We start from the raw sequence: 12,247 nt of genomic DNA on the forward strand, positions 1-12,247 counted from the left end.
CCGGCGATGTTCACGGTGATCACCAACGGCGTGGCACGCGGCTTCCTGCGTGCGTTCGTCGCCGGAAATGGGCATTGCCGCCGGCGATGCCGTGCTGGTCACCCTGGCACTGCTCGGGCTGGTGGCGCTGGCCCAGACCTTCGAATGGGTGTTTCTCCTGTTGAAATACGCCGGTGCGGCCTACCTGATTTTCCTCGGCATCAAGATGTGGCGGGCCGCGGCCGCGCAATCGGCTGCGCAAGGAATCCCCCAAACCGGATTGTCGCGGTCGTTCCTGCTTGGCGCCTCCGTGGCGCTCGGCAACCCGAAGGCGATCCTGTTCCACGCCTCGATCATGCCGCTGATCCTCAACCTCGACACCATGACGTTTGCCGACGGCCTGCTGGTGGTGGCAGTCGTCGTCGGCGCCAATATTCTCACCATGGGCATCTACGCCGCGCTGGCGGGCAGGGCATCCGGCTGGTTCAGGACGCCCGGACGCATGCGGCTGATTAACCGGTTCGCCGGCAGCGCCATGATCGGCACCGGAGCGCTGATTGCCGCACGCTGAGCGATGAAGCACCTCACCGCTTGCGTTTGCAGCGCTTCCCCTCTATATGCGCGCTCATTCCACACACGGACTTTGGTGTCTGCCCGGGAGAAATCCGGCTGAAACCTCCGGTGGCGTTCGAGGACAAAGTCCAAAAATGCCTGTGTCCGTGGAGGCTAACCGGAAAAGGAACTAAGAATGGCACTGCCTGATTTCAGCATGCGCCAGCTTTTGGAAGCTGGCATTCACTTCGGCCACCAGACCCACCGCTGGAACCCGAAGATGGCGCCTTACATCTACGGCGCCCGCAACAACATCCACATCATCGACCTGTCGCAGACGGTGCCTTTGCTGCACCAGGCTCTGAAGCAGGTTTCCGACACCGTTGCCAAGGGCGGCCGCGTGCTGTTCGTCGGCACCAAGCGCCAGGCGTCCGACATCGTCGCCGACGCCGCACAGCGTTCGGCCCAATACTATGTCAACTCGCGTTGGCTCGGCGGCATGCTGACCAACTGGAAGACGATCTCGAATTCGATCCAGCGCCTGCGCAAGCTCGACGAGATGCTGGCCGGTGAGGCCCAGGGCCTGACCAAGAAGGAACGCCTGAACCTCGACCGCGAGCGCGAGAAGCTCGACAAGGCGCTCGGCGGTATCAAGGACATGGGCTCGACGCCCGACCTGATGTTCGTCATCGACACCAACAAGGAAGCGATCGCCATTCTCGAGGCCAAGCGCCTCGGCATTCCGGTCGTCGCCATCATCGATTCGAACTGCGATCCGGACAAGATCGACTTCCCGATCCCCGGTAATGACGACGCGGCGCGCGCCATCCAGCTCTATTGCGACCTGATCGCCAAGGCTGCCATCGACGGCATCGCCCGCCAGCAGGGCGCGCTCGGCGTCGACATCGGCGCCTCGGTCGAAGCTCCGGTCGAACCGGCGCTTGATCCGGCTCCGGCCCCGGCTGCGGACGCTCCGGAAGCTTGACAGTCGAAGGCCGGTTGCGGCCTTCATCATTCTCATATTTGGCACGCTAGACGGACGCATCACCGAGTACCGGTGGTGCGTCGGTGCATTTAAAACAAAGAGGCGACAATGAGCATTTCGGCTGCACAGGTCAAAGAACTCCGCGACTTGACCGGCGCGGGCATGATGGACTGCAAGGCGGCGTTGACCGAGACCAACGGCAACATCGAAGAGGCCGTCGACTGGCTGCGCAAGAAGGGCATTTCCAAGGCCGACAAGAAGGCTGGCCGTACTGCCGCCGAAGGCCTGATCGGCGTCGACTCCGGCGTCCGCGAGGCCGCCATCGTCGAGGTTAACTCCGAGACCGATTTCGTGGCCCGCAACGAGCAGTTCCAGGAGATCGTTCGCAATGTCGCCAAGGTCGCGCTTGCTTACGGCACGACGGAGGCTGTCTCTGCCGCAAAGTATCCGGGTTCGGACAAGTCGGTCACTGACACCATCAAGGACGCCGTTGGCACCATTGGCGAGAACATGAGCTTCCGCCGTTCGGCCAAGCTCACCGTCCCGCACGGTGCTGTCGCAACCTACGTCCACAATGCGGTTGCCGATGGTCTTGGCAAGCTCGGCGTTCTGGTCGCGATCGAGACGACGGGCAATGAGCATGCCGCCAACGCCTTTGGCCGCCAGGTCGCCATGCATGTCGCCGCCACCAACCCGCTGGCGTTGACCGCCGAGCAGATCGATCCGGCAGCGGTCGAGCGCGAGAAGGCGATCTTCGCCGACCAGGCGCGCCAGTCCGGCAAGCCGGAAGCGATCATCGAAAAGATGGTCGAAGGCCGCCTGCGCAAGTTCTACGAGGAAGTCGTGCTCCTCAAGCAGGCCTTCGTGCTCAATCCCGACATCACTGTCGAGCAGGCGCTGAAGGATGCCGAGAAGGACATCGGCGCTCCGGCCAAGATCTCCGCCTATCTGCGCTTTGCGCTGGGCGAAGGCATCGAAAAGGAAGAGACCGATTTCGCGGCGGAAGTCGCGGCGGCCGTGAAGAAGTAGTTTTAAAAATAGCCCCGAAAAGGGCTTCTCAGCTCAGGCAACTCGGCCGGGTGTCCGCAAGGATGCTCGGCCGATTTCTTGTGCGGTGTCGATGAAGGCCCTGAGCTTTGGCGCCGTCGACGCCCTGCGCGGGAAGTAAAGGAAGAGGCCGGGCTCCTCGATCGCCGTTTGCGGCAGGATCTGAACGAGGCGGCCGGCTGCCAATTCCGCGCGCACCAGCGGCTCGAACACATAGGTCAGCCCGACGCCGGCAAGCGCAAGGTCGATCGCGGCCAGCGAATCGGTGACGATGACCGTACCCTTCGTCTCGGCCACGACATCCTTGCCGTCCTCGGTCAGGTCCCAGCGATAGAGTGCGCCGGAGCGCACAAGCCGGTAGCCGATGCAATTGTGGTCCGAAAGATCCGCCACACTGCGCGGACGGCCATGCCGGCCGACATAGGCGGGGGAGGCGACGATCACGGCGTTGAATGGCGGCGTCAGCCGGACCGTGACCATGTCCTGTGCGATCATCTCGCCCAGCCGGATGCCGGCATCGAAACCCTCGCCGACAATGTCCACCAGCCCCTGGTCGGTGAGCAATTCGATGGTCACATCAGGATAGCGTTCAGCCATCGCGGCGACCACGGGAGTGACGGCAAGTGGAACGGCGATGTTGGGAACGTTCAACCTGAGCAAGCCGGAGGGCCGGCCCTTGATGGCTCGGATGCGGTCCATCCGGTCGGCGATATCCTGGAGGGCAGGGGCTGCCGTGTCCACCAGCGCCTTGCCGGCTTCCGTCAGCGAGACGCTGCGCGTGGTGCGCGCAAACAGCGGCTGGCCGATCCGCTCCTCCACGAGGCGCACCGCATGGCTGACGGCGGATGGGGACATGCCCAGTTCGGCCGCGGCAAGCGCAAAGCCGCCGCGTCGCGCAACGGCGACGATGACAGGCAAATGGCTGAGCAGATCCCGGTCCATTCGTGCATGATATCGCATAGTCCTTGCGAACAATTCAATCTTCTCGATGCCGACAGGCTGGCCCACATTGCCGTCACCGATGCACAAAGGATAAAAGACATGAATGCCTTGAAATACGCTACCTTCGCCGCAGGCCTTGCTCTGGCGCCGGTCGATGCCGGCGGCGCCGAGCCGTCCGGTCAGCGCGCGCTCGCCGACGAACGCGCCGTCATCCGCATCGCCGATGCCATCGACCGTGCCGTCGATGCGCAGGACTGGAAGCTTGCCCGCTCCTATTTCGCCGACCGTGTCACCGTCGACTTCAGCAGCCTGTCAGGACAGCCTGCCGCCACCATCCCCTCCGACGATCTGATCGGTACCTGGGCCGGCAACCTGAGGGGCAGCAAGACCAGCCTGCATCTGCGCACCAATCACCAGGTGATCTTTGAGGCGGACGCGGCGACCGTCTCTTCGAACGGCTATGCCTGGAACCGGATGGAAGGCAATGGCGACCCGCTGTGGGAAGTCTGGGGCACTTACGAGCACCATCTGGTTCGCTCCGGGACCGGCTGGAAAGTCGACGGCTTCATTTTCCGCGCCACGCATCAGCGCGGCAATCCCTGGGTCAAGACGACGCCTGGCCAATGAGCCGGCGTCAATAAAAGTCGGGATAGGAAAACACCATGACCATGAGCTATTACACACTGGGCAACAGCGGCCTGCGCGTCAGCCGGCTGGCACTGGGCACCATGACCTTTGGCACCGAATGGGGCTGGGGCGCGGACAGGGAAACCGTGCGCGCCATGGCCGACGCCTATGTCGAGGCCGGCGGCAATTTCTTCGACACCGCCGACCTCTACACCGGCGGCACAGCCGAAACCTGGCTCGGCGAATTCATCGCCGAGCGAGGCTTGCGCGACAAAGCGGTGATCGCCACGAAATTCACCTTCAACGCGGAGCCCGGCAATCCGAACGCCGGCGGCAATGGCCGCAAGAACATCTTGCGCGCCGTGGACGCCTCGCTGAAGCGGTTGGGCACTGACTATATCGACCTCTACCTCCTCCATGTCTGGGACGGGCTGACGCCGGCCGAGGAGGTCATGCGCACGATGGATGATCTCGTGCGTGCGGGCAAAATTCGCCATGTCGGCCTGTCCGATGTGCCGGCCTGGTATGCTGCCCGCGCGCAGACGATCGCCGAGTGGCGCGGCTACGAGCCGGTGTCGGCCCTGCAGCTTGAATATTCGCTGGTGGAGCGTTCGATCGAAAATGAGTTCGTGCCCTTCGGCACCCGCCATGGCGCAGGAATCATGGTGTGGAGCCCGCTGGCAAGCGGGCTGCTCAGCGGCAAGTACCGGCCGACGCAGGAAGGCCATGCCGGCCGGCTCGACGGCTTTCGCAACACCACTCATCCGGGGTTCCAGAAGTTCACCGAGCGCAACTGGGCGATCGTGGCGGAGCTCGAAAAAGTTGCCGCCGAACTCGGACGCAGCATGGCGCAGGTCGCGCTCAACTGGGTGGCAACGCAACCGGGCATCGCCACCGTGATTCTTGGCGCCACCAAGCTGGCGCAGTTGCAGGACAATCTGGCGGCGTTGGATTTCACTTTACCCGCCGAGCTTCGCGCGCGGCTGAATACGGTCAGCAAGACACCGCCGCCATTCCCGTACGCCTATTTCGGTTCCGACATACAAGCCCGGGTTACCGGCGGCGCCGTGACCGGCGACAAGCCGTTGGGTTATGCGCCGCCGCTGCTGGTCGAGGGCGACGCCGTCAGCATCACCAGCAACTGACGGGCCGCGACGGGAAGGCGGAATTGGGCGAGGGGCGCCGCGTGACATCGCGGCGCCCTTCGTGTATCGGAACTCGGCATCGCGCCAGCGGCGGCGCCCGCGCGAGGGCGGCCTGCCCAGGCTGCCACACGCAACAATGACGAGGTCCAGATGACGGCAAAGCCCCTCTATCGACGTGTCCTGCTGAAAGCGTCGGGCGAAGCGTTGATGGGCGAGCAGCATTTCGGCATCGATGTCTCGGTGGTCGACCGAATCGCGGCCGACATCGCCGAAGCCCGCGCACTTGGCATCGAGGTCGGCGTCGTCATTGGCGGCGGCAATATCTTTCGCGGCGTGGCGGTGGCATCCAAGGGCGGCGACCGCGTCACCGGCGACCACATGGGCATGCTGGCCACCGTCATCAACTCGCTGGCGCTGCGCACCTCGCTGAACAAGATCGGCGTCGATGCCGTCGTGCTGTCGGCCATCGCCATGCCCGAACTTTGCGAGAGTTTTTCCCAGCGCCAGGCCACCGCCTATATGAACCAGGGCAAGGTCGTCATTTTCGCCGGCGGCACCGGCAATCCGTTCTTCACCACCGATTCGGCCGCGGCCTTGCGCGCCGCCGAGATCGGCGCCGACGCGTTGTTCAAGGGCACCCAGGTCGACGGCGTCTATTCGGCCGATCCCAAGAAGGATCCGAATGCGACCCGCTTCGAGCGCATCAGCCATGCCGAAGTCATCAACAAGGGCCTTTCGATCATGGATACCGCCGCAATTGCACTTGCGCGCGAAAACAACATCCCGATAATCGTCTATTCGATCCACGAAAAAGGTGGTTTCGGCGATATTCTGCGGGGCGGTGGCCGTTGCACGATCGTCGCCGACGAGTGACCCGGAGTATACTCTCCTAAAAAGGGGATCAGTTTTCGAAAGCGGGTCCGAATATAGGCCCTAAGCACTGAACCCGGATCAAACGGGTCGAGGAGACTAAGATGAGTGGTGAGTTCGACGACCTCAAGCGGCGCATGGATGGCGCGATCGCCGCCTTCAAGCACGATCTGGCTTCGCTGCGCACCGGCCGTGCCTCCAGCAATCTGCTCGACGCCATCCAGGTCCAGGCCTACGGCACCACCATGCCCATCAACCAGGTGGCGAACGTGTCGGTGCCGGAGCCGCGCATGATTTCGGTTTCGGTCTGGGACAAGTCGATGGTCGGCGCGGTCGATCGTGCCATCAGAGAATCCAATCTGGGCTTCAATCCGATCGTCGACGGCACCAACCTCAGGATTCCGCTGCCCGAGCTCAACGAGCAGCGCCGCAAGGAACTGGTCAAGATCTCGCATGGCTACGCCGAGAACGCCCGCGTTGCGGTGCGCCATGTCCGTCGCGACGGCATGGACTTCTTGAAGAAGGCGGAAAAGGACGGCGACATCAGCGAGGACGATCAGCGGAAGCGCTCCGATCAGGTCCAGAAGCTGACCGACGAGACGATCAGCACCATCGATCACCTGCTTTCCGATAAGGAAGCTGAAATCATGCAGGTTTAGGGTCGGCCCACACCGGCCCGAAAGCGAGACAATGGCAACGCCGGCGCATGTCGCGATCATCATGGATGGAAACGGACGCTGGGCCAAGGCGCGCGGCATGCCGCGGCTTGCCGGCCATCGCGCCGGCGTCGAAGCGCTGCGCAAGACGGTGCGCGCCGCGCCCGGTCTCGGCATTTCCTTCCTGACCGTCTACGCCTTTTCATCGGAAAACTGGTCGCGGCCCAAGGCCGAAGTGAGCGACCTGATGGGGCTTTTGAAGCTGTTCATCCGCCGCGATCTGGCCGAACTGCACCAGAACGGCGTGCGCGTCAGGATCATCGGTGACAGGGCGGGGCTGCAGCCGGACATCAGGGGCCTGCTCGAAGAGGCCGAATCGCTGACTGCGCGCAATGAATCGCTGACCTTGGTCATCGCCTTCAACTATGGCGGGCGCGACGAGATCGTGCGCACGGCACGCAAGCTCGCAGCCGCAGTGGCGCGCGGCGAGATCGACGCAGAGGCGATCACGGCAGACACTTTTGCCGGCGCCCTCGACACCGCAGGCATTCCCGATCCGGAGCTGGTCATCCGCACCAGTGGCGAGCTTCGGCTGTCGAACTTCCTTCTGTGGCAGGCAGCCTACAGCGAACTGGTTTTTCTGCCTTGCTACTGGCCTGACTTCAGCCGCGAACACCTGGCCGACGCATTGCGCGATTTTGCTGGCCGCGAGCGCCGTTTTGGCGGGCTTGCCGCTCAAGATGTCGCTGCCTCGTGATCGGCGGCGGGATGAACAATCTTCAGCTTCGCATCGTCTCGGCGCTGGTGCTGGCCGCAATAGCGCTTGGCCTGACCTGGTTGGGAGCGCTGTGGTTCCGCCTGCTTTGCGCCGGGATATCGGCGGTCATCTTCTATGAATGGGCGCGCATGTCGCGCCCCTTGGCCGGTGCGACCCTCGGCTTCATTCCCGAAGCGCTGCTTCTGGTTTTCGTCGTCGCCCTGGTTGCAGGCGTGCCGGCATCGTGGCTTCTGTCTCTTGTCCTGGCCATGGTTGTGGTCGCTGCTGTCGGCGCCCGTATGCATGGAGCGGCGCAATGGGATGCAGCCGGTCTTGCCTACGCGGCTTTGTCCGGCTTATCGCTGGCGCTGCTGCGCGGCGGCGACCATCCCGGCCTGGTCGCAATCCTGTTTCTGTTCGCCGTGGTCTGGGCGACCGACATCTTCGCCTATTTCGTCGGCCGCTCCGTCGGTGGGCCCAAGCTCGCGCCATCTATATCCCCCGGCAAGACGCAGAGCGGCGCGCTTGGCGGCGCTGTCGGCGGCGTGGCCGCCGGCGTGCTTCTGGCTGCCGCCGCCGGGGCCGGCAATCTTGGCGTCCTCGCCTTGGTTGCGCTGGTGCTGTCGATTGTTGCCCAGGCTGGCGATCTCTTCGAATCCTGGGTCAAGCGCCGCCACGGCCGCAAGGATTCAAGCGCGTTGATACCCGGGCATGGCGGTGTCATGGACAGGGTGGACGGGCTTGTCGCGGCGGCTTTTGCCCTATACGTGATCGGCTGGATTTCGGCGGGCGCCGATCATCCGGCGCAGGGGCTGTTTCCGGCTTGAGTGATATTTCACGGCGAAGAAATGGCGCACGCCACGGATTCGCCTGGATTGATGTCACAGTCGCGGCGACACCTTTTGCCGCGGGTGAATTTGAGGGCATGACTTGAACGAAATTCTTCACGCGTTGTTCAGCACGGAAGGCTTTGTCCTCGGCACGCTGGTGCCGTTTCTGTTCGTGCTGACCGTGGTCGTCTTCATTCACGAAATGGGCCATTACCTGGTCGGCCGCTGGTGCGGCATTGGCGTGAAGGCCTTTTCGATCGGCTTCGGCCCCGAACTTCTCGGCTTCAACGACAGCCACGGCACGCGCTGGAAGCTCTGCGCCATACCGCTCGGCGGTTATGTCAAATTCGTCGGCGACATGAGCGCCACGTCGAGCCAGCCGAGTTCGGAAGATCTGGAAACGCTGACTGACGCTGAACGCAAGGTCGCCTTCCACACGCAACCCATCTGGAAACGCGCCGCCACGGTGGTGGCCGGACCGTTGTTCAACTTCCTTTTGACCATTGCCGTCTTTGCCGTGCTGTTTTCCCTCTATGGCCGCCCTGTGTTTGAGCCGATGGTGGCGGCGGTCACCGCCGGCAGTCCAGCCGCAAGGGCCGGCATTTTGCCAGGCGACCGATTCGTCGCCGTCGACGGCAGCAAGGTTGAGACCTTCGCCGACGTCCAGCGCCTAGTTTCGGGCCGCGGCGGCGACGCCATCACCTTCACCATGTTGCGCGACGGCAAGGAGGTCACGGTCGTCGCGACGCCGGAGCCGATGGAGCAGCTGGACGCACTGGGCAACAAGGTCAAGGTGGCCGTCATCGGCGTCGTCAACAACAAGGATGTCGGCCAGCCCAGGCTGATCACCTACAGCCCTGTCGGAGCAGTCGGCGCCGCGGTCGAGGAGACGGGGCACGTCATTCAGCGCACCGGCCAGTTCCTGCAGCGATTCGTTGTCGGCCGCGAAGACAAATGCCAGCTGGGCGGCCCGATCAAGATCGCCAAGATGTCGGGGCAGGCGGCAAAGCTTGGCTTCCTGTGGCTGGTGCAACTCGTCGCCGGACTGTCGGTCGGGATCGGAATTCTGAACCTTTTGCCGATTCCCCCCCTCGACGGCGGCCACCTCCTGTTCTACGCACTCGAAGCCGTTTTCCGGCGTCCGGTATCGGAGCGGATGATGGAAATGGGATACCGGGCCGGCCTCTTTCTGGTGCTGGGATTTATGGGCTTCGTCTTCTGGAACGATCTGTTTGGGTGCTGAAATCATGAAGAAATTTGGCTTCAGCACCGGCAATGTTGAGACGCCGTTTACCATGCACGGGGGTATGCGTGACGCGAAAGCCACGCATCAGGGTTAAGTAATTACAAATTAACCTGAAGCCTTGCGTGTAGGGAAAATCCGGTTAATACGGTAGGAGAAATTACCGCACGTCCGGTTTTCTCGCCGTGGGGACTTCGAGAAAAGGTACAAAAGCCCGATGAAGGCAGCATCCAAATTTTTGAGCGCCGCGTCCGCGGTGGCTATGTCCGCCGCTCTGGTTGTACCAGGTGCGCTCGCCGTGCAGTTCGTTGCCACATCTGCGGCGCAAGCAGCCGTTGTCTCGAGAGTCGAGGTCAACGGCAACCAGCGCGTAGACGCCGACACCATCCGCAACTACATCACGATCAAGCCGGGCAAGGCGTTTTCCAGCGCCGATATCGACGATGCGGTCAAGGCACTGTTTGGTACCGGGCTGTTCTCGGACGTTCAGATCAATCAGGTCGGTTCGACGCTGGTGGTCAAGGTTGCCGAATATCAGGTCGTGAACCAGGTTCTGTTCCAGGGCAACAAGAAGCTCAAGGACAATGCGCTGGCAATCGCCGTGCAGTTGAAGCCGCGCGGAACGTTCTCGCAGGCAACGCTGGACTCCGATGTCGAGGCGGTGAAAGCTGCCTACAAGCGAATTGGCCGCGACGATGCCGCCGTGACGACGCAGATCATGGACCTCGGCGACAACCGCGTGAACGTGGTCTTCAACATCAACGAAGGCGGCCGCACCAAGATCGCCGCAGTCAATTTCGTCGGCAACAGCGCCTATTCGAGTCGCCGCCTGTCCGACGTCATCGCCACCAAGCGCTCAAGCTTCCTGTCCTTCGTGCTGCGTGACGACGTCTATGACGAGGACAAGCTTCGCGCCGACCAGGAATCGCTTCGCCGCTTCTATTACAATCACGGCTATGCTGACTTCCAGGTGGTCTCTGCTGTCGGCGAGCTCGACGACACGACCAACCAATACACCGTTACCATCACCGTCCAGGAAGGGGACCGCTATACGTTCGGCGACGTCAGCGTCGAGAGCACCATTCCCGAAGTCGACTCGAAGGCGCTGGAATCGGTGGTTCAGACCCACAAGGGCGACGTCTACAACGCCAAGGATGTCGAGGACACCATCATCGCGCTGACCGAGAAGGTGGCGGGTTCTGGTTATGCCTTCGCCCAGGTGACGCCGCGCGGCGACCGTAACTTCGAGAATCACACCATTTCGGTCGTCTACACGATCGACCAGGGCACCAAGGCCTATGTCGAGCGCATCGAAATCCGCGGCAACGACCGCACGCGCGACTATGTCATTCGGCGCGAATTCGATGTCAGCGAAGGCGACGCCTTCAACCAGGTTCTCATTCAGCGCGCGAAGAAGCGGCTGGAAGCGCTGGATTATTTTGAGAAAGTCGACATTTCGACTGTTCCGGGTTCCGAGCCTGACCAGGTCGTGCTTGTGGTCGACGTGGTCGAGAAGTCGACTGGTGAGTTCTCGATCGGCGCCGGTTATTCGACCGGTGGCGAGACTGCCGGTCCGTCCGTCGAGGGATCGGTTGCGGAGCGCAACTTCCTCGGTCGCGGCCAGTACATCAAGGTCTCGGCCGGCGGCGGCAAGAATTCGCGCGACTACAGCCTGTCCTTCACCGAGCCCTATTTCCTCGGGCGCCGTATCGCCGCCGGTTTCGATATCTTCCAGCAGACGCGAAATTATTCGGACTACGACAGCGAGACGCTGGGTGCGACGGTTCGCTTCGGCCTGCCGATCACCGATAATATCTCGACGCAGCTAGCGTACAATATCGCGCAGGAAAAGTATAAATATGATGATGACTGCTTGACCAGCGGCACCTATGATCCCTCGAAATGCGACGTTTCTGCCGCAATTCGAGAGGGTATTGATGAAAGCCCTTGGATCAAATCGTCCGTCAGTCTCGGCTTGGTCTACAACACCATAGACGACATGAAGAGCCCGCATGAAGGCATCTACGCCACCACGACTGTGGAAGTGGCCGGCCTTGGTGGCGATGCCAAATTCGTCAAGGTTACCGGTCGCGGCACCGTCTACCAGACTCTATCAGAACAGTTGGATCTGGTCGGCCTGATCTCCGGCGGTGCTGGCCATATCGCGGGCTATGGCGATAATGGACTGCGTATCTTCGATCAGTTCAAGAGCAGCGACCGCATGATCCGCGGCTTCGAGTATGGTGGCATTGGCCCTGTGGATATTGCAACAGGTGACCACCTCGGCGGCACCACCTATTTCAATGCTTCGGCGGAAGCTCAGTTCCCGATACCGGTCATTCCGGAAAGCTTTGGCGTGCGTGGCGCTGTGTTTGCTGATGCCGCCACACTGTACGGCAGCAAGATTGATACTCCTGGCGTCACTCAGGCCTCGGTTGATATGAAGTTGCGCGCGTCGGTTGGTGTCGGCTTGTTGTGGTCATCGCCCTTCGGCCCGATCCGCATCGACTACGCGATGCCCGTCAAGAAGGAAAAGACCGACGACGTGCAGGAATTCAACTTCGGCATGTCGAGCCGCTTCTGATCTTGCGGTAACGATGCTTCCGGGCCGTTG

12 protein-coding genes are annotated in these 12,247 nt (G+C 62.2%); 11 read left to right on the top strand and 1 reads right to left on the bottom strand.

Going from position 1 to position 12,247, the window contains the following annotated elements; translation table 11 throughout:
• Nucleotides 1–49: 49 nt before the first annotated feature.
• From AC3CCE_RS18290 to tsf, 3 genes are all read left to right on the top strand, one after another.
• On the top strand, nucleotides 50–550 hold the full coding sequence (locus tag AC3CCE_RS18290) for a LysE family translocator (RefSeq protein ID WP_352512577.1): 501 nt from the start codon (nucleotides 50–52) through the stop codon (nucleotides 548–550).
• A 177-nt stretch (nucleotides 551–727) separates the two neighbouring features.
• Nucleotides 728–1,516: a 30S ribosomal protein S2 gene (gene rpsB / locus AC3CCE_RS18295; protein ID WP_023671022.1), complete on the top strand. Its 789-nt coding sequence runs from the start codon at nucleotides 728–730 to the stop codon at nucleotides 1,514–1,516.
• A gap of 108 nt (nucleotides 1,517–1,624) precedes the next feature.
• Nucleotides 1,625–2,545 (top strand): translation elongation factor Ts, encoded by a 921-nt coding sequence (gene tsf, locus AC3CCE_RS18300; RefSeq protein ID WP_023684688.1) that lies wholly within the window; start codon nucleotides 1,625–1,627, stop codon nucleotides 2,543–2,545.
• 33 nt (nucleotides 2,546–2,578) lie between these two features.
• Here tsf and AC3CCE_RS18305 read toward each other — a convergent pair whose 3' ends face one another.
• A complete protein-coding gene (locus tag AC3CCE_RS18305) occupies nucleotides 2,579–3,505 on the bottom strand; it encodes a LysR family transcriptional regulator (RefSeq protein ID WP_352512576.1) in 927 nt (308 codons plus the stop codon).
• A 99-nt stretch (nucleotides 3,506–3,604) separates the two neighbouring features.
• Between AC3CCE_RS18305 and AC3CCE_RS18310 the strand changes: the two genes are divergently transcribed.
• The 8 genes from AC3CCE_RS18310 (at nucleotide 3,605) to bamA (ending at nucleotide 12,217) form a co-directional block, all read left to right on the top strand.
• On the top strand, nucleotides 3,605–4,132 hold the full coding sequence (locus tag AC3CCE_RS18310; protein ID WP_352512575.1) for a nuclear transport factor 2 family protein: 528 nt from the start codon (nucleotides 3,605–3,607) through the stop codon (nucleotides 4,130–4,132).
• A 35-nt stretch (nucleotides 4,133–4,167) separates the two neighbouring features.
• Complete coding sequence (locus AC3CCE_RS18315; protein WP_352512574.1) at nucleotides 4,168–5,277, top strand: aldo/keto reductase; 1,110 nt, start codon at nucleotides 4,168–4,170, stop codon at nucleotides 5,275–5,277.
• A gap of 150 nt (nucleotides 5,278–5,427) precedes the next feature.
• A complete protein-coding gene (pyrH, locus tag AC3CCE_RS18320; protein ID WP_023671026.1) occupies nucleotides 5,428–6,150 on the top strand; it encodes a UMP kinase in 723 nt (240 codons plus the stop codon).
• Between the two features lie 101 nt (nucleotides 6,151–6,251).
• Nucleotides 6,252–6,806, top strand: coding sequence for a ribosome recycling factor (frr, locus tag AC3CCE_RS18325; protein ID WP_023671027.1), 555 nt, complete (start codon nucleotides 6,252–6,254; stop codon nucleotides 6,804–6,806).
• Nucleotides 6,807–6,837: 31 nt separating this feature from the next.
• Nucleotides 6,838–7,560 (top strand): isoprenyl transferase, encoded by a 723-nt coding sequence (locus AC3CCE_RS18330; RefSeq protein WP_023748403.1) that lies wholly within the window; start codon nucleotides 6,838–6,840, stop codon nucleotides 7,558–7,560.
• 11 nt (nucleotides 7,561–7,571) lie between these two features.
• A complete protein-coding gene (locus AC3CCE_RS18335) occupies nucleotides 7,572–8,387 on the top strand; it encodes a phosphatidate cytidylyltransferase (RefSeq protein WP_352513709.1) in 816 nt (271 codons plus the stop codon).
• Nucleotides 8,388–8,490: 103 nt separating this feature from the next.
• Nucleotides 8,491–9,633: an RIP metalloprotease RseP gene (gene rseP / locus AC3CCE_RS18340; protein ID WP_352513708.1), complete on the top strand. Its 1,143-nt coding sequence runs from the start codon at nucleotides 8,491–8,493 to the stop codon at nucleotides 9,631–9,633.
• Between the two features lie 217 nt (nucleotides 9,634–9,850).
• Complete coding sequence (gene bamA / locus AC3CCE_RS18345) at nucleotides 9,851–12,217, top strand: outer membrane protein assembly factor BamA (protein ID WP_023693445.1); 2,367 nt, start codon at nucleotides 9,851–9,853, stop codon at nucleotides 12,215–12,217.
• Nucleotides 12,218–12,247: the final 30 nt, after the last annotated feature.

The sequence above is a fragment of the Mesorhizobium sp. P160187 genome (assembly GCF_057766425.1).